Origin of the sequence: Hymenobacter sp. BT559 (assembly GCF_017571525.1) — a bacterium.
GTDB lineage: Bacteria > Bacteroidota > Bacteroidia > Cytophagales > Hymenobacteraceae > Hymenobacter > Hymenobacter ginsengisoli.
In genome coordinates this window covers 45,353-70,519 of record NZ_JAGETY010000006.1, presented here as the reverse complement: position 1 = coordinate 70,519, position 25,167 = coordinate 45,353, and the positions used below count along the sequence as shown (strand labels likewise).

At 59.8% G+C, this 25,167-nt stretch carries 18 protein-coding genes and 2 tRNA genes; 15 read left to right on the top strand and 5 right to left on the bottom strand.

Annotation, left to right across the window (positions count from 1 at the left end; all coding sequences use genetic code 11):
* Positions 1-43 precede the first annotated feature (43 nt).
* Entirely contained in the window at positions 44-1,051 is a 1,008-nt protein-coding gene (gene gap, locus J4D99_RS09855) for a type I glyceraldehyde-3-phosphate dehydrogenase (RefSeq protein WP_208131534.1), read from the bottom strand.
* Positions 1,052-1,302: 251 nt separating this feature from the next.
* Between gap and J4D99_RS09850 the strand changes: the two genes are divergently transcribed.
* The 4 genes from J4D99_RS09850 to J4D99_RS09835 all read left to right on the top strand — a co-directional run bounded on the left by J4D99_RS09850 (position 1,303) and on the right by J4D99_RS09835 (position 5,666).
* Positions 1,303-1,377: transfer RNA gene (locus tag J4D99_RS09850), tRNA-Glu, on the top strand.
* 48 nt (positions 1,378-1,425) lie between these two features.
* A tRNA-Glu gene (locus tag J4D99_RS09845) sits at positions 1,426-1,497 on the top strand.
* Positions 1,498-1,955: 458 nt separating this feature from the next.
* Positions 1,956-5,231 (top strand): PAS domain-containing sensor histidine kinase, encoded by a 3,276-nt coding sequence (locus J4D99_RS09840; protein ID WP_208131533.1) that lies wholly within the window; start codon positions 1,956-1,958, stop codon positions 5,229-5,231.
* 18 nt (positions 5,232-5,249) lie between these two features.
* Complete coding sequence (locus J4D99_RS09835; RefSeq protein ID WP_208131532.1) at positions 5,250-5,666, top strand: response regulator; 417 nt, start codon at positions 5,250-5,252, stop codon at positions 5,664-5,666.
* Positions 5,667-5,717: 51 nt separating this feature from the next.
* On the opposite strand, the gene J4D99_RS09830 is transcribed toward J4D99_RS09835, so the two are convergent.
* Positions 5,718-6,401, bottom strand: coding sequence for a RibD family protein (locus J4D99_RS09830; protein ID WP_208131531.1), 684 nt, complete (start codon positions 6,399-6,401; stop codon positions 5,718-5,720).
* Between the two features lie 372 nt (positions 6,402-6,773).
* Between J4D99_RS09830 and J4D99_RS09825 the strand changes: the two genes are divergently transcribed.
* Entirely contained in the window at positions 6,774-8,000 is a 1,227-nt protein-coding gene (locus J4D99_RS09825; RefSeq protein ID WP_208131530.1) for a multidrug effflux MFS transporter, read from the top strand.
* A 200-nt stretch (positions 8,001-8,200) separates the two neighbouring features.
* Positions 8,201-8,857 carry a porin family protein gene (locus J4D99_RS09820; protein WP_208131529.1) on the top strand — a complete coding sequence of 219 codons (657 nt, stop codon included), beginning with the start codon at positions 8,201-8,203 and terminating at the stop codon, positions 8,855-8,857.
* A gap of 30 nt (positions 8,858-8,887) precedes the next feature.
* Here J4D99_RS09820 and J4D99_RS09815 read toward each other — a convergent pair whose 3' ends face one another.
* Complete coding sequence (locus tag J4D99_RS09815) at positions 8,888-11,044, bottom strand: glycoside hydrolase family 97 protein (RefSeq protein WP_208131528.1); 2,157 nt, start codon at positions 11,042-11,044, stop codon at positions 8,888-8,890.
* A 106-nt stretch (positions 11,045-11,150) separates the two neighbouring features.
* On the opposite strand from J4D99_RS09815, the gene J4D99_RS09810 reads away from it, so the two are divergent.
* The 3 genes from J4D99_RS09810 to J4D99_RS09800 all read left to right on the top strand — a co-directional run bounded on the left by J4D99_RS09810 (position 11,151) and on the right by J4D99_RS09800 (position 13,821).
* Entirely contained in the window at positions 11,151-11,468 is a 318-nt protein-coding gene (locus tag J4D99_RS09810; protein ID WP_208131527.1) for a hypothetical protein, read from the top strand.
* A gap of 473 nt (positions 11,469-11,941) precedes the next feature.
* Positions 11,942-12,910 (top strand): NADP-dependent oxidoreductase, encoded by a 969-nt coding sequence (locus J4D99_RS09805; protein ID WP_208131526.1) that lies wholly within the window; start codon positions 11,942-11,944, stop codon positions 12,908-12,910.
* A gap of 2 nt (positions 12,911-12,912) precedes the next feature.
* A complete protein-coding gene (locus J4D99_RS09800) occupies positions 12,913-13,821 on the top strand; it encodes a helix-turn-helix domain-containing protein (RefSeq protein WP_208131525.1) in 909 nt (302 codons plus the stop codon).
* 252 nt (positions 13,822-14,073) lie between these two features.
* Here J4D99_RS09800 and J4D99_RS09795 read toward each other — a convergent pair whose 3' ends face one another.
* Positions 14,074-14,592, bottom strand: a complete 519-nt coding sequence (locus tag J4D99_RS09795) for a DUF4112 domain-containing protein (protein WP_208131524.1) — start codon at positions 14,590-14,592, stop codon at positions 14,074-14,076.
* 57 nt (positions 14,593-14,649) lie between these two features.
* Between J4D99_RS09795 and J4D99_RS09790 the strand changes: the two genes are divergently transcribed.
* The 3 genes from J4D99_RS09790 (at position 14,650) to J4D99_RS09780 (ending at position 17,034) form a co-directional block, all read left to right on the top strand.
* A complete protein-coding gene (locus tag J4D99_RS09790) occupies positions 14,650-15,114 on the top strand; it encodes a hypothetical protein (RefSeq protein ID WP_208131523.1) in 465 nt (154 codons plus the stop codon).
* A gap of 129 nt (positions 15,115-15,243) precedes the next feature.
* Positions 15,244-16,530 carry a flavin monoamine oxidase family protein gene (locus J4D99_RS09785; RefSeq protein WP_208131522.1) on the top strand — a complete coding sequence of 429 codons (1,287 nt, stop codon included), beginning with the start codon at positions 15,244-15,246 and terminating at the stop codon, positions 16,528-16,530.
* Between the two features lie 294 nt (positions 16,531-16,824).
* A complete protein-coding gene (locus J4D99_RS09780) occupies positions 16,825-17,034 on the top strand; it encodes a hypothetical protein (protein ID WP_208131521.1) in 210 nt (69 codons plus the stop codon).
* A gap of 113 nt (positions 17,035-17,147) precedes the next feature.
* Here J4D99_RS09780 and J4D99_RS09775 read toward each other — a convergent pair whose 3' ends face one another.
* Positions 17,148-17,564, bottom strand: a complete 417-nt coding sequence (locus J4D99_RS09775) for a hypothetical protein (RefSeq protein WP_208131520.1) — start codon at positions 17,562-17,564, stop codon at positions 17,148-17,150.
* 1,086 nt (positions 17,565-18,650) lie between these two features.
* Here J4D99_RS09775 and J4D99_RS09770 point away from each other — a divergent pair.
* The 3 genes from J4D99_RS09770 (at position 18,651) to galB (ending at position 25,068) form a co-directional block, all read left to right on the top strand.
* The gene (locus J4D99_RS09770; RefSeq protein WP_208131519.1) at positions 18,651-21,434 is read left to right on the top strand and encodes a family 78 glycoside hydrolase catalytic domain; all 2,784 of its coding nucleotides are present in this window, start codon (positions 18,651-18,653) and stop codon (positions 21,432-21,434) included.
* A 6-nt stretch (positions 21,435-21,440) separates the two neighbouring features.
* Positions 21,441-22,574, top strand: a complete 1,134-nt coding sequence (locus J4D99_RS09765) for a glycosylase (RefSeq protein WP_236018607.1) — start codon at positions 21,441-21,443, stop codon at positions 22,572-22,574.
* A gap of 73 nt (positions 22,575-22,647) precedes the next feature.
* On the top strand, positions 22,648-25,068 hold the full coding sequence (galB, locus tag J4D99_RS09760; RefSeq protein ID WP_208131518.1) for a beta-galactosidase GalB: 2,421 nt from the start codon (positions 22,648-22,650) through the stop codon (positions 25,066-25,068).
* The last annotated feature ends 99 nt before the right edge of the window (positions 25,069-25,167 follow it).

The window sequence follows — 25,167 nt, the reverse complement described above, 5'->3', positions numbered from 1 at the left end:
CAGGCCTTTCGTCAGTAAGTAGAAGCAGCAAAAAAGCTACTGGCTAGCCCTGCATTTTCTCACCCAGCTTCTGGATGAGGTCGGCGGTGCGGGTCGAGTAGCCGGTTTCATTGTCGTACCAGCCCACTACCTTGGCTAGGGTGCCATTGGTCGAGGTCAGCTCCGAGTCGAAGATGCACGAGTGCTTGTTGCCTACGATGTCGATGCTCACCAGCGGGTCGGTGCTGTACTCCAGAATGCCTTTCAGCGGGCCCTCAGCGGCGGCCTTCAGGGCGTCGTTGATTTGCTGCTTGGTGGCTTCTTTCTTCAAAATAACGGTCAGGTCGGTCGTCGAGCCATCTGGAATGGGCACGCGCATGGCGATACCATCGAGCTTGCCCTTCAGCTGGGGCAGCACTAGGCCCACGGCCTTGGCAGCGCCAGTCGAGGTCGGAATGATGCTGTAGGCAGCGGCGCGAGCGCGGCGCAGGTCCTTGTGAGGCGCGTCCTGCAGGTTTTGGTCCGAAGTGTAGGCGTGCACCGTGGTGATGTAGCCCTTCTCAATGCCGAATGCATCGTCTAGCACCTTGGCCATCGGAGCCAGGCAGTTGGTCGTGCAGCTAGCGTTCGAGATGATGGTTTCGTCACCTTTCAGGGTCTCTTCATTCACGCCGAGCACTACGGTGGGGATGTTGCCGGTAGCCGGAGCCGAAATCACTACCTTCTTGGCACCAGCCGTAATGTGCTGGCCAGCACCGGCCTCGTCCACAAAGCGACCCGTGCTTTCGAGCACGATGTCAACGCCCATTTCTTTCCAGGGCAGCAGCTTGGGGTCGCGCTCGGCGAGGGCGGCGATGTGCTGGCCGTTCACGGTCAGGCTGGTATCGTCGTAGCTCACCGTGCCGTCGAAGCGGCCGTGTACCGAGTCGTACTTCAGCAGGTGGGCGAGGGTCTTGTTGTCAGTCAGGTCGTTGATGGCCACAATCTCCACATTGTCGCGGCCGAGCAGCGACTTGAAGGTGAGGCGGCCAATGCGGCCAAAGCCGTTGATGGCGACTTTAATTTTTGCCATGATGTTGGAAAAAATGGAAGTAGGACGGGCCACTGCCGCGGCCCCAGTAAAATACGGGGCGAAGGTACGCTTTTCGGCGAGTTTACCGAATAGCTGCCCTAGTGCCTCCTGGCTGCTTTAACAAGCCTGCTACTGTCGCAGTTTTTTTTCAACTGAAAATCAACATGATTTTAGGCTGGAAGCATAATTACCAGGCCCTCTATTTGGTTTAAAGCCAAACGCTCGTACCTTTGCACCACCAAAACAAAAACGGTCCGTTCGTCTAGGGGTTAGGACAGTAGATTTTCATTCTACCAACAGGGGTTCGATTCCCCTACGGACTACCAAGAGGCTACCACCTCGATACTTTTACGTTTACCCCACCGAAGCAAACTGGTCCGTTCGTCTAGGGGTTAGGACAGTAGATTTTCATTCTACCAACAGGGGTTCGATTCCCCTACGGACTACTAAGAAGGCCTTCTCAGCACCGAGAAGGCCTTTTTTATTGCCTTCTGTCACAGGTAGCATCCTTCAGTATTGCTTGGGCTATAGGCGAGCGCGGGGAAGCTGGCCGACAGGTGCAACGCCCGAACCAGGTACCAACGTGAGTCGCAATACGTTCGTGCATCCGGCCCCCTACTACTAAAGCGCTGCCGCTTGGCAGGTACGCATAAGGTGGTAGGCCAACCCATTAGCACGTTCATTTTAGCGGGGAAGCTAAGAGTGTCTGGAGATTTTACTGAAAACGCCTTTGGAACGTCATGCTGTTACATTCCTAAACACGCGTTAAGTCCAACGCGCTCACCTTGCGCGCACTGCTTGGCCGGCTCCTTATTGGACCCCTAAACACGCCGGCCGCTCTTGAGCGAGGGCTGACTGCGGTACCTTTAGCAGCCGGCTTCTTCGCTTTCCGCTTCCTTTTCCCATGCCTGACTCTCCCACCCCAACTGCTTGGGCCGACGACAACCCAGCCGAGTTGGTGGATGTGCTGCTCAACGTTTCCCTCACGGGGGTGATTTTATTTCGGCCCGTTTACGATGCCGCAGGCCAGGCTATCGTTGACCTGGCATATGAGCATCTCAATCCGGCTGCCCAGCAGATGCTGCGGCTACCCGCCTGCCCACCCGAATCTTTTCTGACGCTGTTTCCAATGGCCGCGCAGAGAGAGGGCGTCTTTGCATTTTATCGAGACACCTTTTTGTCGGGGCAGCTAGCCCGCCACGAGTTCAATTATCAACACGATGGCCTGGATGGCTATTTCCATTTAACAGCGCAGCGCCAGGGGCAGCGGCTGGTGGTGAGCTTTACCGATACGAATGACCAGTCGCGCTCGGCGGTAGAAGAGGCCCTGCGCGCCAGTCAGGGCCGTGAGCAGGCCGCCCGCGCCGAGGCTGAAGTGCAGCGGCAGCGCCTGCTCGACCTCATTACCCAGGCGCCCGCACTTATCGCCTTGCTAGAGGGCCCCACTCATATTTTTGAGTTGGCCAACCAGAATTTTCAGCGTGTATTTGGCTTGCGGGAGCTGCTAGGCCGGCCTTACGGAGAAGCGGCCCCGGAATTGGTTCAGCAAGGCTTTCTTGCCCTACTTGACCACGTGTACCGCACGGGCGAAACCTACTACGGCAAGGAGGCAGCGGTGGAGCTAGCCGACGCCCCCGAGCCCCGCTACTTCGACTTCATCTACCAAGCTACCCGTGGGGCTGATGGCCGCATCAATGGCATCCTCAACATGGCCCATGAAGTCACTGAGCAGGTGCGAGCCCGCCAGCAGGTTGAACAGCTAAATCAGGAGCTGGAGGCCCGGGTGCAGAGGCGCACCAGCCAACTGGCCGAGCAGCAGCAGCTGTTGCGGCTTATTCTGGGGCAGGTGCCAGCCGCAGTAGCCGCTTTTGTTGGGCCAGAACACCGTTTTTCCTTTACTAATGAAGCGTTTGAACGCTTGACAGGGGGCCGGGCCAAGCTAGGTGCTTCCATAGCCGAAGCTCTGCCCGAGTTGCAGAAGCAGGGCTTTATCGACTTACTGAACCGCGTTTATACTACTGGTGAGCCCTACACCGGCCAGGAGGTTGCCGTAAAGCTTACCCGCGAGGGCCAGGCGGCTACGCTGCAATACTTCAACTTTACCTGCCAGGCAATGCCGAATGAGGGTGAGCACGGACGGAGCATTCTGGTCTTTGCCGTGGATGTTACCGAGCAGGTGCTGGCCCGCCGCCAAGCCGCTACGCTGCAAGCTGCCATGCTAGCAGCGGCACAGCGCCAGGCGCAGCAGCGGCAGGAGCTTTACCAGGTATTCGAGCAAACGCCGGTAGCCATTGTGCTGCTGCGCGAGCCCGAGCACCGCATCGATTACTTTAACCCGGCCTTTTGCGACCTGTTTCCGCCCGAAGACTGGAGCGGCTCGCTGCAAGGCCATAAAGTAGAAGAAGTGTACCCGCGCCTGAAAGTGGCCGGGCTGACGGCGCTGCTCGATAACGTCTTTGCCACGGGCGAACCCCAAACGGTGCTCGACATGCCCCTGGCTGAGCTACAGCCCGACAGCCCGCGCTACGTCACCCTGGCCTATCAAGCCTACCGCGAGCAGGGCCGCATTGTGGGCGTGGCCGCCTTCATCTATGATGTGACCGAGCAGGTAGAGGCCCGCCGCGCCAGCGAGGCCAGCGCCCATCGGCTGCAGCTGCTTACCGATGCGCTGCCCGTGCTCATCAGCTACGTAGACCGCGACCACCGCTACCAATTCGTCAACCAGGCATACCACGACTGGTTTGGGCTTTCTACGGCGGAGCTGCTGGGCCGCTCGGCACGCGAGGCGATAGGTGAGCGCGCCTATGCGGCCACGCAGCCCTACATGGACCGGGCGCTTCGGGGCGAGGCCGTCACCTTCGAGGCGCTCATGCCCTACCGCAATGGCCTTACCAAGTACATCCGTACCAATTACATTCCCGACAAGCAGCAAGGCGAGGTAGCTGGCTTTTATGCCCTGGTGAGCGACGTAAGCGAGCAGGTGCTAGCCCACCAGCAGCTGCAAGAACAGCAAGCCAACCTGCAAGTGCTGTTTGAGCAGGCGCCGGTGGCCATTTGCGTATTTCAGGGCTCCGACTACCGGTTAGAACTCGTTAACCCCCTGATGGGCGAAATGCTGGGGCGCTCTCCGCTCGACCTCCTTGGGCGGCCCTTCTTTGAGGCTTTTCCAGAGCTAGTCGACCAAGGGCTGCGGCAGCTGCTCGACGGGGTACGGCGCACCCGAACTCCTTTTCAGGCGCACTCCCAGGCTATTCGCCTGGCCCGCCACCTGCCCGGAGAGGTTGGCTATTTCGACTTTGTTTACCAGCCCCTGCACCGCCTCAGCGGCGAGCTGGCCGTGGTGTGCGTGGCCACTGACGTAACGGCGCAGGTGCTAGCGCGCCAGCAGGTGCAAACCTTGAACGAAGAGCTGGCCGCCATCAACGAGGAAATGCAGGTCACCAACGAAGAGCTGCACGAGAGCAATGCCCGCCTCACCCGCACCAATGCCGAGCTCGATACCTTCGTGTACACGGCCAGCCACGATTTGAAATCGCCGATTACCAACGTGGAAGGCTTGCTGCTAGCCCTGCGCAGCGAGCTTCCGCCCACGGCCCAGCAAGTAGAGCCCATCCCCACGCTGCTGGATATGATGCAGGGCGCCGTGCAGCGCTTTCAGCAGACCCTGGCCCACCTCACCGATATTTCCCGCCTGCAACAAGACGTGTTGGAGCAGCACGCCGAGGCGGTAGACCTGCCCGCACTGGTCGAAGCCGTGCGCCTCGACATCTTGCCGGAGCTAACCTTTTCGGGCGCCACGCTCGACCTGGAGCTTGCCGAGTGCCCGGCATTACGGCTTCCCGCCCGAAGCCTGCGCAGCATTCTCTATAATCTGCTCTCCAATGCCATCAAGTACCGCGACTCGGCGCGGCCGCTCCACATTGGGTTGAGCTGCCGCAGCGCCGGGCCGGGCAAGGTGGCCCTGGCGGTGCAAGACAATGGCCTGGGGCTGGACCAAGGGCAGCAAGACCAGCTTTTCCGCCTCTTCCGCCGCCTCCATAGCCATGTGTCGGGCTCGGGCGTGGGCCTCTACATGGTCAAGCGCCTTATTGATAACTTGGGCGGCACGCTTGCGGTGCAGAGCGAGCCGGGAGTGGGTTCTATCTTCACCGTTACCTTGCCCACTCTATCACCAGCCTAAGGCCCTCTTCGCCTGCCTATGGAAAAGCTTTCCAGCATCATGCTCGTGGATGATGACCCGACCACTAACTTCCTGAATGAGCTGCTACTCAAGCGCCTAAACGTAGCTGAGCGCATTCTGGTAGCAGAGAGCGGCAATCAGGCCCTAGCGATGCTCGAACAGCTACCCACCTCCGCGGAGCCCGCCCTGCTGCTGCTAGCTGTGAATATGCCGGGCCTAAGCGGCATTGAGTTTCTGGAAGTTTACGAACAACTGCCCGATGCCCAGCATAAGGACACCATTATTATTATGCTTACAACCTCGATGGCTCCCGGCGACCTGAATCGGCTACGCGGGCTGCGCATCGCAGGGCTCATTAACAAGCCTTTGACCCGCGAAAAGGTCGATGGCTTATTGCAGCGCCATTTTCAGCGGCACTTACCTGCTGCCAGCTAAGCCACTAGCCGCCACCCACGCTCTTAAAGGGCTTAGCCCTACCGGGAGGGGCTAGGAGCGGGCGATGGCGTAGCGCAGCCACAGCACGCCGTTGGCCAGCTGCTCTACGTGGCGCAGTTGCAAGGGCACGGCCGGCCCGGGCTGCGGGCCCTGCTCAAATACCGTAGGCGAAGTGGCAGCCCCATCGATGACGGGGTAATGCAGCAAGCTCAGCTCATCTACCAGGCCGGCTTTCAGCAGTGCGCCGTTGAGGTGGCCGCCCCCTTCAAGCAGCAGGGTTTGAATGGGAAACAACTGCCCCAGCTTGTCGAGCACGGCGCCAAAATCCAGCTCTTTGGCCCCGCCAAAAATGTACGAGACACCCCGCCGACGCAGGTAGGCCAGGTAGTCATCACCGACCTGCTCGCTGAGCACGGCAATGATGTGGTCAGTGTCGAGGTAGCCCGACTCCCAGCCCAGCTTGCCGCTGGCATCTACCGCCACGGCAAAAGAGGTAGCGGTGGCATCGGCTACGAAATCGTGGCGGTCGGGCACGGTGTCGCCGGGCCGGGCTTCGGGCTGGCGGCCCTTGGTGAAATCCTTTTCCAGGGTAACGCGGCCGCAGAGCCAGGCTTGCGAGTCGAAGCGCGCGCCGATGGTTTCGTACACGCTCGTGTCGGGCCGCTGGCCCCAGCGCTGGGTAATGATGCGGCCATCAAGCGAAGCCATCATGTGGCAAATGATGTGTGGTTTCATAAAGTAGCTTAAGGTGGCTAGTGGGAAGCTGGCAGCTAGCCCGCCCCTTACACTACGCAGGCGAAACCCGAATGGACAAGCGGCGTATGGCAGGCCGGCCAGTGCCCCTAGCCGGGAAAGGGCTGGAGTTTCAAAACCACACGACACCACTCGCCACCTCAGGCTTCACTCGTTGGTTTTCTCCTAATTCATCGAGTGGCAGCAAGAAAATGCCTGGGTTGCTTGTTGTGGCTGCCAGTGCCCGGCAGCCGAGCAACTCCTGCTTACTCCATCTTAATTTACTGCAGCGGCCTACCGACTGATGACTCTTGGCTGTCCTTCAGGCTGCTAGCTGCGCTATTGCGCCGCGCTCTGCGGCGCCTCAGTTTTCTCATGACGAAGCAACGCTATTTCTCCCTCATTCTCATTCTGGGTGCGCTCACGGCTTTGGGGCCGTTTTCTATTGATATGTATTTGCCGGGCTTTCCGGCCATTGCCAAAAACCTGCACACGACGGCGGCCCAGGTGGCGCTGTCGCTGTCAAGCTTTTTTGTAGGCATTTCGGCCGGGCAGCTGCTTTATGGCCCGTTGCTCGACCGGTTTGGGCGCAAAAAGCCGCTTTACTTTGGGCTAGCGCTTTACGTGGTGGCCTCCATCGGCTGCCTGGCGGTGCAGCGCATTGAAACCCTGATTGCCCTGCGCTTTGTGCAGGCCATTGGCAGCTGCGCGGCGGCGGTGGCCTCGGTGGCCATGGTGCGCGACTTATTCCCGGTGAAGGAAAGCGCCAAGGTCTTTGCGCTACTGATGTTGGTATTAGGCGTTTCGCCCTTATTGGCGCCCACTATCGGGGGCTACGTGACGGCGGCCTTCGGTTGGCAGGCAGTGTTCCTGGTGCTCGGGGCACTTGGGGCGTTGCTGCTACTGGCTTCGGCCTTGTGGCTCCCCAATGGGTATAAGCCCGACACCACGCTCTCGCTACGGCCCGGGCCCATCCTCACCAATTTCTGGGCCGTGCTCCGCGAACCTCAATTCACGACCTACGCCCTCACTGGCGCCGTATCGTTCAGCGGCCTGTTCGCTTACGTGGCAGGGTCGCCGCTGGTATTTATGGACATTTACCACGTCGAGGGCAAGGTCTACGGGTGGATTTTTGCCTTCCTCTCCATTGGGCTTATTGGGTCGAGCCAGCTTAATAGTTTGTTGCTACGCCGTTACCAAAGCGAGCAGATTGTGCTGGTAGCATTGGGCTGCCAATTGCTGACTACCAGCGTATTGCTTGGTCTTACCAGCGCGGGCGTACTGGGCCTGGGCGGTACCATTGCCCTGCTGTTCCTGTTTTTGTGCTGCCTGGGCTTCACTAGCCCCAATACGTCGGCCTTGTCGCTAGCCCCCTTCACGCGCAATGCGGGCAGTGCCTCGGCCCTGATGGGGGCGCTGCAAATGGGTGCGGGCGCGCTGGCATCGGTGGGCGTGAGCTTGTTCGACGCACGCACGGCCGTGCCAATGGCGGCGCTCATGGCTGGGCCGTCGCTGCTGGCGCTGCTCGTGCTGCTCGTGGGCCGGCAGCGGGTCACGCACCTCGTGGCCACGACCGGCGAGGCAGGCGGCGCGCTGCACTAAGGAGCTGCGTGCGCCGGAACGGGACTTGGGGCTAGCAAGCCACCAGCGCTTTTCTAACTGCCTGGCCTGCTTCTGGCTACCTACTCGAAAGGCAGCAGCACCCCCAAACCGGCAGCTACCTACCCATAAGCCAGACGGAGCCGCTGCAACGCTTTAGCCGAGCAGCGGCTCCTGTCTGTACCAACCTTACTTTTTGTGCTATGAAGCTACTTTTTCTTCTGCTAGGCAGCCTGGCTGCGAGCAGTGCTGCCCACGCCCAGCTTGCCGTGCGCCTCGGGGGTGGCCTCACGAGGCTACGCGCCACCGAAGGCCAGGTAGTGCGCAGCAGCTCTAGCGCGCAGGCGGGCCTCGAAGCCGGGCTTCTGTACCAATTGCCGCTAGCCCCCCACCTTTCGCTGGTGCCCGAGGTGGCGTATAGCTATGAGCGCACCACACTGTCGCAATCCAGCATGTCCGTCGGCGATGCTTTTTTTAAAGCCGATACGCGCTTGCGCCTGCATTACCTAAGCGTGCCAGTGCTAGTGCGCGCTAGCCTTGGCCGCGTGTACCTAGAGGCCGGGCCGCAGGCCAGCCTACTACTTGGCGGCCGCCAGACGGGCACCGACTACATAACAAGCTGGGGATTGGGCTACACGACCCAGGCGTATGAGATTGACCAGGCTGCCGCGAAAGACCGGCAGCGCCTTGACGTAGGCCCTTGCCTGGGGCTCGGGCTGGCACTACCAGCGGGCCTGGGCGTGAGTGTGCGAGCCTATCAAGGCCTGCTAGCCCTCAACGAGGCCCGCAGCGACGCTGATGGCAAACTTCAACGCCAATCGCTGCAAGCCTCGCTGACCTACCAGCTCAACAGCAAGTAAAAACGGTGCTACAGCCCGCTACTACCTCAGCTAGCGCCTGGTGGTGGCTGGCACTACGCTGATGGCGTAACCGCCGCCCGGCGCGCAGTACTGCGCCAGCCTAGACTTGCTGGTGACGTTGACTTTGCGGATGGTATAGGCCTGCGGGTTTTTCTCGTAGTGCGCGTTCCTGGCGTCGGCGTAGATGGTGGCCACGTACGGCTTGCCGGGGTCCAGAAAGCTGAAATTCACCGTCGAGGTGCGGCCGTTTTCGTCGCACGAGCTGCCAATGAACCAGCTGTTTTTCCCTTTGGCCTTGCGGGCGATGGTGACGTAGTCGCCGGGCTCGGCTTCGAGCACTTTGGTGTCGTCCCAGTCCACGGCTACGTCCTTGATGAACTGGAAGGCGTCGAGGTGCTTGTTGTAGTTCTCGGGCAGGTCGGCCGCCATTTGCAAGGGCGAGTACATGGTCACGTACAGGGCCAGCTGGCGGGCCAGGGTACTGTGCACGAAGGACTTATTTTCAGGATTGAGGGCGCTGATTTGGGTTTGGAAGATGCCGGGCGTGTAGTCCATCGGCCCGCCCATCAGGCGCGTGAAGGGCAGAATGGTGGTGTGGTCGGGGTTGTTGCCGCCGAAGGCTTCGTACTCGGTGCCCCGGGCGGCCTCATTACCAATCAAGTTGGGGTACGTGCGCGCTAGGCCGGTGGGGCGCACGGCCTCGTGGGCGTTGACCATGATATGGTACTTGGCCGCCTCCGTGAGGGCGTAGAGGTAGTGGTTGTTGGTCCACTGGCTATAGTGGTGCTGGCCGAGCGGCAGAATGTCGCCCACGTATCCGCTCTTCACGGCATTATAACCATTGTCGGCCATGAACTTATAGGCTGCCTCGAGGTGGCGCTCGTAGTTGCGCACCGCGCCGCTGGTTTCGTGGTGCATAATGAGCTTGACGTTTTTGCCGGCCGCGTAGCGGTGCAGCTCCTGCACGTCAAAGTCGGGGTAGGGCGTCACGAAGTCAAACACGTAGTCCTTGTGCTCGCCAAACCAGTCTTCCCAGCCCACGTTCCAGCCCTCCACCAGCACGGCGTCGAAGCCATGCTTGGCCGCAAAGTCGATGTATTCCTTCACGTGGGCCGTGTTGGCGGCGTGGCGGCCGTTGGGCTTCAGGGTGCGGTAGTCGGTCGAGTCAAGCTTGATGTTGGTGGCGTCGGTGTAGGCCCAGGTGCTGCGCCCGGTTATCATTTCCCACCACACGCCCACGTACTTCACGGGCTTTATCCAGCTGACGTCTTTGTACTTCGTGGGCTCGTTCAGGTTCAGGATGAGGTGCGACTCGAGGATGTCGCCGGCCCGGTCGCTCACCACCACCGTGCGCCAGGGCGAGTTGGCGGGCGTTTGCAGGAAGCCCTTGTCGCCCGCCGCGTCGGGCGTGAGGTGCGTTTCGAGAATAAAATTCTTGTCGTCCAGCTCCAGCGACATGGTCGAGTAGTCAATCAGGGCCGCCTCGTGCAGGTTGATGTAGAGCCCGTCCTGGCTTTTGAGCATAAGCGGGGTTTGCACGCCGGTGGGCGAAAAGGTCGTTTGCGAGGCGTTAGGCGTCACGGCCGCTTTCATCAGCGCACGCACCTGCGAGAGCTTCGAGGTGGTCGTGTTGTACTCCTGCGTGTCGTAGTCGCCGGGCAGCCAGAAGGCCTTGTGGTCGCCGGCCAGGGCAAACTGGGTGCGCTCCTCCTTCACCACGAAGTGCGTGAGCTTGTCCTGCTTGGGAAACTCGTAGCGGAACCCGAGCCCGTCGTCAAACACGCGGAAGCGTACCCGGATAATGCGGCTGGTGGCGGCCTGCGTGAGCGTCACGGCCAGCTCGTTGTAGTGGTTGCGGATGGTTTTGACCTCGCCCCACACCGGCTGCCAGCTTTCGTCGAAGGTGCGCTGCTTGCTTTCTGCTACCGCAAAGCCGCTGGTCAGGCTCGGGGCATTCTTCAGGTCGAAGCCCAGCTTGCTGGGTTTAATAACGTCGCGCCCTTTATAAGTGAGGTGGTAAGTAGGCACCCCGCCTCTTTGCAGCGAAAACTCGAGCGTGAGCTGCCCATTGGGTGACTTTATTTCTTCAGCCTTTACCCCGTACCCTAGCAGGATAAGGCAGAAGATAGTCAGGGCTTGGGGGACTTTTTGGAGGAAGGCAGGCACAGTACGCAGACGAAGCAACATATAGTAAAAAGGGTGGAAACTCATGGAGAATAGCGGCAAGTTGCATCACTAAAACCCATTCTTACCCCAGCTTTATGGGCCGCTGCACGGCGCTACCCGCAATCGTTTGCAGCCGGCACAGGTACACGCCCGGGGCCAGGTGCTGGCCATCCAGACTGATTTCGGGCGGGCCGGCGCCCAGGGCATTTTGGGGCCAGTGCTACGCTATCTGGTCTTGCAGGTTGCTGATAATCAACCTTCACCGGCCCGCAGCCAGCAGGGCACAGTGCTCCGTAGTAGCGCGACCGAAGGAATTGGGCGCGCTTTACAGGTGGTAATTCACGAGCTGGCGGCCTTGGTGGCAGTCATGGTGCCGGTTTCGGCCACAACCATCGTCCGGCACTTTGGGCTAGGCTGGGTGGTGGAATCCTTATACTGTCTTTGATTAGCTCCTCCCCGGCAGGCGCAGGCCGTAGTGGCAGAGGCCGTCGTAGTAGTGCAATGCTGGCTGAAGGCCCGTTCATTCCCAACCAGCAAGCTGGACCACAGCGTAGTATCGGCGCCCTGTGTAGTGGTGTGGATGAGCTTTATAAAGCTCGATGAAGGAGTAGTGGCTGCGGAGAATATTCCGCGCCCTAGCGCAAAGAATTGTGGCAAAGGTTAAGCCGACGAGTTTGTATTGCCCTATTATGTCGTTGACCGGGCAGAAAGCTTTGGCTTGGCTGGTGCCTCACACGCTCTACTTATTTATAAAACGCAAGAAGCAACAATGCGGCGGGCTGCTGACCCCGCCAGTAGCGCTGCCCCAAAGCCGAGGCGCTTCGGCCTTTTGGCTACAGCAACAAGCAGTTTGGTTAAATCTACTGTTTCTACCCGAGCGGACCTTTGCCTTGTCAATCAACCAAAAAAGAGCTTGTTATGAAAGCGGTTAGAATTCATGCCTTTGGTGGCCCTGAGGTGCTGCAACTAGAAGACATAGCGCGGCCCGTGCCCGCGGCCGATGAGCTCCTCATCGAGGTGCGAGCCAGCGGCGTAAACCCGGTAGACTGGGTGGTGCGCGAAGGCGGCAACGACGCATTGCGGGCTTATTTAGCTTTGCCTCTGACGCTGGGCTGGGACGCGGCCGGCGTGGTAGTCGCCGTGGGCAGCGCTGTTACCGGGTTTCAACCCGGCGATGCGGTGTACGGGGTGCCCAATTTTCCCGGCAATGGCAGCTACGCCGAATATTGCGCGGCCAAGGCCAGTCAGTTTGCCCCTAAGCCGCAGCATCTGAGCTTTGTAGAGGCAGCTGCCGTGCCGCTAGCCGGCCTCACGGCCTGGACGGCCCTTTTTGCCCACGGCAAGCTGCAGCCCGGCCAACGGGTGCTCATTCAGGGGGCCTCGGGCGGGGTAGGCAGCTTTGCCGTGCAGTTTGCCAAAGCCAAGGGAGCATACGTCATTGGCACTGCCTCGAGTGGCAACCTAGACTACCTGCGGCAGCTAGGGGCCGATGAAGCCCTTGACTACCAGAGCCAGCAGGCCACGGAAACGCTTCGCGAGGTTGATGTAGTAGTAGAAGCCTCGCCACTACGCAACAACACCGCGCGCCTGCAGGCCGTGACGGCACTGAAAACCGGTGGCATCCTGGTGAGTGTCAACGTCGATTTTCCCTTTGACGCGGCCGTGCTGGCGGCGCTGGCTGAGAAGCAGGCCACGGGCGAGCTAGCCCCCAACCAGCCCCGACAGGACTGGCTGCAGGAAATGACCCAACTTGTTGAGGCCGGCCAGGTACAAGTGGTTGTCAGCAAGGTATATCCACTAGCCCAGGTAGCCGAGGCTCATCGCGAAAGCCAGACCTGGCACGTGCGCGGCAAGCTGGTACTGGAACTAGGCCAAGAAAAAGAATAGACATGAGGCGCTTTCGCACCCTAAGCGAGTTTCATGAGTTTGCGCAGCTGCCCAAGCCCCAGCATCCGCTCCTGAGCGTGGTGGATGTAGAAACCGTGCCGCAGCGCTACGGCGAGCAGCCAATGAGCATGGTCTTCGACTTCTACTGCATCTCGCTCAAGCGCATGCGCAATGTGCGCATGACCTACGGGCAGCACCCGTTTGACTTCAACGAAGGCATTCTATCGTTTATGGCTCCTAACCAGGTATTTAGCCTGGCGGTGGCCGACAAAGACGCGGAAGTAGAAAAATCGGGGTGGGTGGTATATATCCACCCCGATTTTATTTGGAATACGCCCCTAGCCAAAACCATCAAACAGTACGACTTCTGGGATTATTCGCTCAAGGAAGCCCTTTTTCTGTCGGCCAAGGAGGAAGCGACTATCCTGACTATTATCCAGGCTATCGAGCAGGAGTATACCTCCACAATAGACCGGTTCAGCAAAGTGATTATCACATCGCACCTCGAAAATCTGCTGCATTATGCCGACCGCTTTTATCACCGCCAGTTCCTCACCCGCGAGCAGGCCAACCATGAAGTCCTGACTCGGATAGAAACCTTGCTTGACCTCTATTTCGACCGGCCCGATTTGGCCGAGAGCGGATTGCCCAGCGTGCAGTATGTGGCCGATTGCCAGCACCTATCGCCCAAGTACTTAAGCAACTTGCTGCGCGTACTCACCGGGCAAAATACCCAGCAGCACATTCATGCCAAACTGCTGGCCAAGGCGAAAGAAAAGCTCTCCACTACCAGCCTGACGGTGAGCGAAATAGCCTACGCGCTAGGGTTCGAGCACCTGCAATCGTTCAGCAAGCTATTCAAGGCCAAAACCAACCTCTCACCGCTGGAATTCCGGGCTTCGTTCAACTAACAAGTCGGCCTCGGGCCTGCTAGCTGCTGGACTACTTCATGGCGTCAAAAAAGTAAGTCGGCTATATAAAAAAGCTCGTCAACATTTTCAACTCCGCGGCTACGGCCGGCGTGATGTGCTGCCACACCATTTCGGCGAGGTAAGACGGTAGCCTCTACGACTGCGACCTCAAACAGCTGCTCAACCTAACGGTCGGCGCCAGCTTTAGCTGCAGCATCATGTCCGGGCACTATTTATCGAATCGTCAGCCAGTTAATGAGTTACACCGCCAATCGGGTGCATTTCAACGTATTGCCAGGCAGCGTGCAGCAGCGCCACGCTACCCCAGGCCACCAACCCAACTACCGCCAGCATTACCACTAGCACAATGGCCACCAGGCCTTTGCCGCTGCCCGAGTGCCGGCCCTCGGCGTAGTGGCGGCGCAGCAGCGCTACATTGCGCTCGTTGCTTTTATAGGCAAAATCGAATACGTTACCAATAATCGGAATTCCACCTATTACTGTATCAATCAAGATATTGAGCACCATGCGCACCACCACTGCCCCGCTAGCCCCGTGGCGCAGCATCGTCAGCAGCAAGGCTACCGACACGGCCGTCGACGAGAGGTCGCCCACTATCGGAATGAGGCCCAGCAGCGGGTCGAGGCCAAAGCGAAAGCGCGTGCCCGGCAGCCGAAACTGGCTATCCATGAGCCGGGCCACATGCTCGACCCAGCGCAGGCGCGCGTCGGTGGCAATTGTGGCCGGCGGTGGCGAGACTGATACTGGCATAAGACTAGCAATTGGTTGTTAATAAGCGATACGAACAACTGGCACTTAACAACTAACATGCCTAGCGCAAAGACTTCGCGGGTGCGAGAATGGCTAGGGCGCTACGGCTCGGCCGAGCTGCTTTCGCTATTGGCCACGCTAGGAGCTGCTGCGGCCACGGGGCAGGCCGGCGCCACGCGCGTAGCGGTGGCGCTGGCGGCCACCTGGGCCGGCAATGTGGCGTATTTCGGCTGGTTGCTGCTGCAAGATGCCCGGCAGGCCCGCCGGGTGCGGCAGGCGCAGGGGCTGCCCTATTCGCTAGCTACTTTTGGCCGCAATGTGCGGGCACTGGTAGTTGAGTTTGGCGTGGCTGAGGTTCTTGACAGCTTCGTTGTTCGCCCGGCGCTCATGTACTGGCTGCCGCGGTGGCTGCACAGTGTGCCGCTAGGGGTGCTGGTGGCCAAGTTTGCGGCCGATGTCACGTTTTACGTGCCCGCTATCCTCAGCTACGAGCTGAGCAAGGAGAAGCTCCGCAAGTTTTAAGCAATTCAACGGGACTAACACTCTGCCAGAGGCGGCTGTTTAGCGTGCCTGTGCGGGGCACTACCGACTGAGCCGTTCGCCACTACGTGCTTATTTCTTTTCTACTATCCTTTTCCCAACTGTGCTTTAATGGCTGCTAGTTCTTCCTATGAAACCGACATTCTCATCATCGGCGCTGGCGCGGCGGGCATGCTGGCCGCCCGCGAGCTAGCCGCTGCCGGGCGCCGCGTGCTTGAGGCCCAGGACCGCCTGGGCGGGCGCGTACACACGCTGCAACCCGCCGGCTTTAGCGCCCCGCTCGAAGCCGGGGCCGAGTTTATGCACGAGCCGGTGCCCCTTACCAGGGCGCTGCTGGCCGAAGCCGGCATCCGGTGGCAAGCCACTGAGGGGCAAACGTATACTATCAAAGACGGCCAGGTGCAGCCCGATACCAACTTCTTTGCCCAGCTCCCCGCCCTGCTAGCCCGGCTCAATGCCCTGCCTCAGGACATGCCCCTGGCCGAGTTTCTGACCCAGGAATTTAGTGGTGATGAGCATGCGTCACTACGCGCCTTCGCCACGCAGTTTGCCGAAGGCTACGATGCGGCCGATGCCCAGCGCGTGAGTGCCTGGGCCTTGCGCGACGAGTGGGCCGCCGGCGGGGCCGAGGACTCGCCCCGCCCACAGGGCGGCTACGGCCCGCTGCTGCACTGGCTGGCCGCGCAGGCCCAGGCCGCGGGCGCCCAAGTGCACCTGGCCATGCCCGTGCAGGAAATAAGCTGGCAGCCGGGCGCGGCCGAAGTACTGACCGCAAATGGGGCCAGCTATCACGCCCGGCAAGTACTCTGCACCGTGTCGCTAGGGGTGTGGCAGCGCGCCACCGGGCAGGCAGGCCACCTAGCCTTCGTGCCTGAGCTGCCCGCTCACCGGGCCGCCGCTGCCCAGCTAGGGTTCGGTACCGTCATCAAGGTGCAGGTCGAGTTTGAGGAGGTTTTCTGGCACGAGCGGCTGCCTGAGTTGGAGTTCTTGCTTTCCGACGAGCCGGTGCCTACTTGGTGGAGCCAGCTGCCCGATGCCCGGCCCCTGCTCACGGGTTGGCTGGCCGGGCCCGCCGCCCTGCGCCTGCACACGGCTTCGCCCGAGGCCGTGCTGCCGCTGGCCCTTGCCTCGCTGGCGCAGTTGCTGGCGCAGCCGGTCGAGGTGCTGCAAGCGCGCCTACGCGCCAGCTACGTGCGCAATTGGGGTGCCGAGCCGCACACCTACGGGGCCTACTCCTACCCCACAGTGGGCGCGCCGGCTGCTCGCGCAGCCCTGGCCACGCCGGTGGCCGGCACACTGTTTTTTGCCGGCGAGGGTGTGTATGAAGGCCCCGCATCGGGCACGGTGGAGGCGGCGCTGGTGAGTGGGCAGGCAGCAGCTCGCGCTATGCTGGCCTAGCGATTACTATGTAAGCGGCATATCAAAGCGCGGGGCTGCTTTGCATGCTTTACTAGCCCCTCGCTTTGCTTGTTATGGCAAGCGAGCGACTAGTACCTTGCTATCCTTCTCTTTGTTGCCGCTGCCTATCTAAAGTCAACCCAGGCTTTACTCTTGGCTTTGCTGCTACCAGTAACAGAAAAATTTTTAAAATATTTCACCTTAGATGAAACTTTACTGAATAAACAGGGTTATAAAGTGAGTACTTACTCACCACATAGCAGACGGTTTTCTCACTAACCTAAAACCTGTCTTATGCAACCCATTCTAAAAGCACTCGCGCAGCACTGGCACCTTACAGCCGCGCAGTATTGGCACTTGCGTTTGCTGGTGGCTATTTGTCTGGTGCCCTTCTTAGGGATGCTCTATGTGATGCTTATCGACAAGCGCACGCGCTTTTTTGCGCAGTTCCGCCGCCAAAACATGTCTCTACCTCAGCCAACCAGGCTTTTCTCTGGAGGATAAATAAGTGGTCCGGATAAGTTAGAGGTGTGCTACTGGCCTAGTCTCTACAATTCATTTTGGCAGCCCCGCGCAACAGCTTTCTAAGACAGGTAGTTGCGTGGGGCTGCCAGCTTTTAGGGCAATTGTAAAAGCCAGGATTCTGCTGCGGCTACATCTTCAAACAAACGGTAGGTCATAGCCGCTGCTCTAGCCTCGTTGATAAGTTGGCTTACCGACAAGCGGGCAAATACGTCGTGTGGCAGCAACACAGCGCCATACACCGTATCGGTGCGTAACTGGCTAGCCGTTAGCCAGTATTCCGTTATCCATTTGCTTTCCTCGGGGGTAAAGGGAGCCATTAGGCGCTGGTCGCCGAGCAGCTTGTGCCAGCGTCTGCTCGTCAGCAAATTCCCGGCATGGGTAAGCAGGGCTTGCAGGTCACTGAGCTTGCGGGGGCCGGGGCGATACTCCACTACCACATAGCCATTATCGTTTTCGAGCAAGCGCCCGACCGGGTTTTCAAAATAAAGAGCAAGCTTGGAAAAAGGCATAATGTGAAGCGAAAGGGTAAGTATCGTAAATGGGGCGCCTGGCCACAGGCGCCCAGCCAAGCCAGCACCAGACGAGCCTAGGTAGCGCCGCTAGCAAAAAAGGCTCCGTTTTGCGCACAAAAATGGGCACACCAGCAAAATAAAAGCTACTATGCGAGCTTAATGCCCCGCTTTTGCCAGCGCTTACCCAACATGTGTGTCCTGCTTTCACACTACTAATTTACCTGCTGCCCCTGGGCGCTGCCCCTGGGCGCTGCCGCTTAACCCCGACCTTTATCAGCCGCACTGCCCCGAATAATCGGCCGCTTTATAGCCGGGCTAGGCCCGGCGCTCGTCTTTGTATAGTCCAATAGCTAGAATCAAGTACCGGGGCACTGAACGCCCTAAATTTTTACCAAATCACCGCCCACCCTTTCCGCCGTTGAGGGATAAACACTCCGGCGCAGCTCCCTTATAGCCACTGTAGTGCCTGCCCATAATACTCTTGACCACGGCCGACCGGGCTGACACAGGCAAACCACGCGGGCCGTGGTAGTCCGTAAGGCAACATTGCGGAGCTTTGGCACCTAGGCGATGAGGTGGCCCAGAATAGCCTAGCAGGATAAAACGGCCAGTCGATTCTACGATGTTAGTAAATTGACTTTGCCCCACTCGTCTCGCCAGGGCCGCCGGGCCATTCTTTCACCATGTGGCCACTACTGAAAATGTACCTAATCAAGGGCAACCCAGCTATCATGCCTTGCGGTGGGTGATACCGCCCTTTTTGGGTGATAATACGAGATAGTCTGGCTACGTCGCAGCCAAGCGCATCAGGTGCCAGGGAGGGCCAAGTGGGGTGCCGTAGCCTCTAGCCAGGGGCGTTAAATAGGTGGAATCAGTCTTGCCAGCCAGACTGCTCGCTTATGCAAACATCCTATAAGAAGATGCCAAGAGGTGAAAAACACCGCGACCTGAGTAACTCAATCTTTGTGGTCTATTTACGCTCACGCTGCTCAGGTGCTTGGTCCTTCTAGCTAGTTATTTTGTAAGCCACCCACATAATAAGCAGTCTTACGAGCTATACATTGGCTAATCAGCCATTTATTAATGATTGCTCGCGCCCTCTGTATCGCTTGGTTACTCGTGCTGGCTAGCCAGCTAGGGGCGGCCCAGAGCTTGCAGGCTCACCAGCTGCGCTGCGCTTACCAGGCGCACCCATTGGGTGTGCAAACGCCTACCCCGACGCTGAGCTGGCAGCTCGTTTCTGACCAGCGCAACGTGCAGCAGACGGCCTACCGCATCTTGGTTGCGAAAGATAAAAAGACGCTTAGTCAACAGGTTGGCGACGTCTGGGATTCGGGCAAAGTAGCCTCCAATGTCTGCTTACAGGTTAACTACGCGGGCCAGCCTTTGCAGGCGGCGCGCGCCTATTACTGGCAGGTGCAGGTGTGGGACAACCACGGCCACACATCTGCCTGGTCGGAACCCGCCGAGTGGCAAATGGGCCTGCTGGCGCCTGCCGATTGGCGAGGTGCTCGCTGGGTGGCTTACGAGCAGCTACCCGCCGAGCGCGTGTCTTTGCTGCCCATAGACGGCCGCAAAGACACCTACAACGGCAACAACGTGCTGCCGCTGCTACGCAAGCCCTTCACGGCTAAGCAGAAGGTGCGCCGGGCTATGCTGTATATCAGCGGCCTGGGGCAGTTTGAAGCGGTGCTGAACGGGCAGAAGGTCGGCAACCACTTCCTTGACCCGGGCTGGACGAAGTACGACCAGCAGGCGCAGTACGTGACGTTTGACGTCACCGACCAGGTAAAAAAGGGGGCTAACGCGCTCGGCGTGATGCTCGGCAACGGCTTCTACTACGTGCCGCCCGTGAAGGAGCGTTACCGCAAGCTAAAGGCCGCCTTTGGCTACCCCAAACTTATTTGCCGGCTGGCGCTGGAGTACCAGGATGGCTCGCGCGAGGATATTATCAGCGACCAGTCGTGGAAGACGGCGGCCGGACCGGTTACGTTTTCGAGCATCTATGGAGGTGAAGATTACAACGCCTCCCTGGAACAGGCCGGCTGGGCTAGCCCCCGGTTCAACGACCAAGCCTGGCGCCCGGTTATCACCGTAGACGGGCCGGCCGAGCTGCTGAGCCAGCAGCAGGAATCGTTGCGAACCTTCGACGTATTTAAGCCCCAGGCCGTAATGCAGCCGCAGCCGGGCAAGTGGGTGTACGACTTCGGGCAGAACGCCTCGGGCATTGTGGAGCTGCAAGTGCGTGGGCACCGCGGCGACACGGTACGCATTGCGCCCGCCGAGCTGCTAGGGGCCGACAAAACCGTAAACCAGCGCAACAGCGGCCGGCCCTACTTCTTCACTTATGTACTGAAGGGCAGCGGCGTAGAAACCTGGCGGCCCCGCTTCAGTTACTACGGTTTTCGCTACGCGCAAGTGACGGGCGGTGTGCCTACGGGCCAGGCTACTGCCAAGGCTCAGCCGGAAATCGTGCAGCTCACCGCCTTGCACACGCGCAATGCGGCGGCGCAGGTGGGTGAGTTTTCGTGTTCGAGCGAGCTATTCAACAAAACCAATACACTGATTGACTGGGCCGTGCGCAGCAATATGGCCAGCGTGTTTACCGACTGCCCGCACCGTGAGAAGCTGGGCTGGCTCGAAGAGACGCACCTGATGGGCGCCTCGATGCGCTACCGCTACGACATTGCCACGCTCTGCCGCAAGACCATTCAGGACATGCAGGCCTCGCAAACGGCCGAGGGGCTAGTGCCAGAAATCGCGCCTGAATACGTCAAGTTTGAGTGGGGCGGCGACATCTTCCGCGACTCGCCGGAGTGGGGCAGCGCCAGCATCATTCTGCCCTGGTACGTGTACCAGTGGTACGGCGACCAGCAGGTGCTGGCCAGCAGCTACCCCATGATGCAGCGCTACGTAGCCTACCTCGGCACGCAGTCTGTCAACCACGTCAATAGCAAGGGCCTGGGCGATTGGTACGACCTAGGGCCCAAGCCCCCGGGCACCTCGCAACTCACGCCGATGGGCGTGACTGCCACCGCCACGTACTATTACGACCTCACGCTGCTGGCCCAAATAGCCCGCCTGCTAGGCAAAGCCGACGATGTCACAACCTATGAGAACTTGGGCACCGAGGTAAAAACGGCGTTCAACCAGAAATTCTTCAACCCGCAAACCAAGCAGTACGCCACCGGCAGCCAAACCGCCAACGCCATGGCGCTGTACATGGGCCTAGTAGCGCCCACCGACCAGGCGGCCGTGCTCGACAATCTGGTACAGGACATTCGCAGCCACGGCAACGCCCTCACGGCCGGTGACATCGGCTACCGCTACGTGCTACGGGCGCTGGAAAATGCCGGCCGCTCCGACGTGATTTTTGCCATGAACAGCCGCACCGATGTGCCCGGCTATGGCTACCAGCTGGCCCACGGCGCCACGGCCCTCACGGAATCGTGGGCGGCGCTGCCTTCGGTATCGAACAACCACTTGATGCTGGGCCACTTGCAAGAGTGGCTGTATGGCGCCCTGGGGGGCATTCGCCCGGCCGAAGGCTCTGTGGCCTTCAATAAGATTGACATTCGACCGGAGCCGGTGGGCGACGTCACCAGTGCCCGCGCCAGCCACCTCTCGCCTTACGGGCTGATTGTGAGCGACTGGAAAAAAACCAGCAATTCTTTCGACCTAACCGTGACCATTCCGGCGAATACCACGGCCACTATCTATCTGCCGGCTGATGCGAAAGCTACCATCACCGAGCGCAACCAGCCGCTGGCCCAACGGCCGGAGCTAAAGCTGCTGGCGGCAGAAGCTGGCAAGGCCCGCATCCAGGCAGGCTCCGGGACTTACCATTTCGTGGTTAGCTCAATCTAGCTTTTTATGAAACTGAAACTTATCTGTTTTCTTCTGCTAAGTTGGGGCGGCCAGCGCCAGAGCTGGGCGCAAAAAGCCTTTCCCACGACTGTGCCCGCCGCTGAGATGCAGAAGGTGTACGAGGAGGTAAAAACGCCTTACAAGTACGGCTTGGTGCTCGTCACCGACGACAACAAAAAGAAGATGGATTGCCCGAGCGTATTCCGCAAAAACGGGCAGTGGTGGATGACTTATATCATCTACGACGGGCGCGGCTACGAAACCTGGTTGGCCCACAGCAAGGACCTGCTAAAGTGGGAAACGAAAGGCAAAATCTTGTCTTTCAGTGATACTACCGATTGGGACACCAACCAGAAGGCGGGCTACGTGGCGCTGCAAGACCCGAAATGGGGCGGCAGCTACGAGTGGCAGCCCTACCAGGGCAAGTACTGGCTGTCGTACTTCGGTGGCAACTCGCGGGGGTATGAGAAAGGGCTGCTGTCCATCGGCATGGCCTATACGGACAAGGACCCCACCACCGTGCACCAGTGGCAGCGCCTACCCCAGCCCCTGCTGAAAGCCAACGACAAAGACGTGCGCTGGTGGGAAAACCACACCATCTACAAAAGCTCGGTGGTGTGGGACAAGAGCAAGCTCACCGGCCACCCATTCGTGATGTACTACAACGCCAACGGCGACAGCCTCAACGCTAAGCGTGGCGCCGAGCGCATCGGCATGGCCGTGTCGGACGACATGACCCACTGGCAGCGCTACCTGCGCAACCCCGTGCTCAACCACCACACCGGCATCACGGGCGATGCTTACCTGCAAAAGATGGACAACGGCCTGTGGGTCATGTTCTACTTCGGGGCCTTCTACCCCGGCGTGAGTGGCGCCGTGAACCGCTTTGCCTGCTCCTATGACCTTACGCACTGGACCGACTGGACGGGGGCCAACCTGGTGCAACCATCAGAGCCCTACGACGAACTATTCGCCCACAAGTCATTTGTGCTCAAATATAAAGGCGTGGTGTATCACTACTACTGCGCCGTGAACAAGCCCGACCAGCGCGGTATTGCGGTGGCGACTTCCAAAGACCTAGGTAAGAGCACCGTGGCCTTTATCGCCCCGCCGGTGAAGAAGCCGAAAGCAGTCAAGTAGCGCGGACTTTCAGTCCGCGAGTCAACAACAGCAAAACGAACCCTTCGTGGACTAAAAGTCCGCGCTACAACCAATGCCTTGCCTCCTTTCCCTCCTGTTTCTCCTGCTCAGCGCCCGGCCCGGCACCGTGGCCGCGCAGGCAGGGCCGCGCCAGGTGGTGAGCTTCGACAAAGGCTGGAAATTTTACCTGGGCGACGAGGCCGCGGCCAAAGACGCGCAGTTTGACGATGCCAGGTGGCGCCCGCTCACGCTGCCGCACGACTGGAGCATCGAGGGCCAGTTTGATGAGAAGAACCCGGCCAAGCCCGATGGCGGCGGCCTGCCCACCGGCGTGGGTTGGTACCGCAAAACCTTCGTGCTGCCCGCCACGGTCGGTAAGAGCGTGTGGATTGAGTTTGACGGGGTGAGCCGCAACAGCGAGGTATGGCTGAACGGGCACTCGCTAGGACGGCGGCCCAATGGCTACAGCTCGTTTCGCTACGAGCTAACGCCCTACCTCCAGCCGGACGGCCAGTCTAATACCCTAGCCGTGCGAGCCGACAACTCGGCGCAGCCCGCTTCGCGCTGGTACTCAGGCTCGGGCATCTACCGCCACGTGCGGCTGGTGACCACGCACCAGCTGGCCGTGGCGCCCTGGGGCACCTTCGTAACCACGCCGCAGGTGAGCCCACAGGCCGCTACCGTGCGTGTGCAAACCACCCTGCGCAACGCCACCGGCCAGCGCCAAACGGTACGGCTGGTTATGACCATTTACGACGCCAACCGCCGCCAAGTGGCTACCGCCAGCACGGCCGCCGTGTCGGTGTCAGGCACCACCGGCAGTGCCACGCAGCAACTGACTTTGAAGCAACCGGCGCTGTGGTCGCCCACCGCGCCGCGCCTGTACCGGGTGCTGACGCAGGTGTGGCGGGGCAAGACCTTAGAAGACAGCTATGAAACCGCCCTAGGGGTGCGGTCTTTCCACTTTGACAGCAACAAGGGCTTTGCGTTGAACGGGCAGCCGCTGCGCATTCAGGGTGTGTGCCAGCACCACGACCTTGGGGCCCTGGGCGCGGCGGTGAACACCCGCGCCATCGAGCGGCAGCTGGAGATATTGAAGGCGATGGGCTGCAACGCCATCCGCACCTCCCACAACCCGCCTGCACCGGAGTTCCTGGATTTGTGCGACCGCATGGGCTTCCTGGTGCTGGATGAGGCGTTCGATATGTGGCTGAAAAAGAAGAACAGCCAGGACTACCACCTCGACTTTAAAGAGTGGCACCAGCGCGATTTGGAAGACCAAATTCGGCGCGACCGCAACCACCCAAGCGTGTTTATGTGGAGCATTGGCAACGAAATCCGGGAGCAATTCGACAGCACCGGCACGCGCCTCACCAAGGAGCTAACGGCCACCGTGAAGCACCTCGACCCGACTAGGCCCGTTACCTCGGCCCTGACGGAGCAGGAACCCGCGAAGAACTTCATCAGCCAGGCCGGCGTGCTCGACGTGCTCAGTTTCAACTACAAGCACGCCGGATACCCCGAGCTGCCGAAGCGCTTCCCCGGCCAAAAGTTTCTGGCCACTGAAATCGCAGCAGCCTTCGAAACCCGTGGGCACTACGACCTGCCTTCCGACAGCCTGCGCATCTGGCCCAAGGATGGCAAAAGCAAGCTAACCGACGGCAACCCTGACTTCACGGCCTCCAGCTACGACAACGCGGCCCCTTACTGGGGCGCCACGCACGAAGCCGCCTGGCGCGCTATTAAAAATAGTCCCTTCATCAGCGGCGCTTTTGTTTGGAGCGGCTTCGACTACCTGGGCGAGCCCCTGCCCTATCCCTGGCCAGCCCGTAGCTCCTACTTCGGCGTTATCGACCTAGCGGGCTTCCCGAAAGACGCTTATTATCTGTACCAAAGCGAGTGGACTACCAAGCCCGTGCTGCACCTGCTGCCGCACTGGAATTGGAAGCCGGGCCAAACCGTGGATGTATGGGCCTATTACAGCCAAGCTGACGAGGTAGAGCTATTTTTAAACGGTAAGTCGCTAGGGGTGAAAAAGAAGGGCAACGACGACCTACACGTACGATGGCGCGTGCCCTACGCCCCCGGCACGCTGCAAGCCGTGTCGCGCAAGGCTGGCAAAACGGTCCTCACCAGCTCCGTGAAAACCGCCGGCCCCGCCGCCAAAATCGAGCTACTGGCCGACCGTAGCAAGCTCCAAGCCGATGGCAAGGACCTGTCTTTCGTTACCGTGCGCGTGCTGGATGCGGCCGGCAACCTGGTGCCCGACGCGGCCAATCTAGTGAAGTTCGCAGTGAGTGGACCGGGCTTCGTGGCGGGCGTAGATAACGGGTATCAGGCTAGTATGGAGCCGTTTAAGGCCGATTTCCGAAAGGCGTATAACGGGATGGCGTTGGCCATTATTCAAACCACTGAGAAAGGCGGCGCTATCACGATAAAGGCCACAGCCGATGGGCTTACTCCAGCAAGTATCACTGTTCAAAGCCAGCCCTGATGGTTCGCATTACCCCGAGTTTTCTCTCCAAAAAGAGGATGGGAAACGGACCACTACTTGAATTGACCAACAGAATGAGCATGTTACGCCCACCCCATA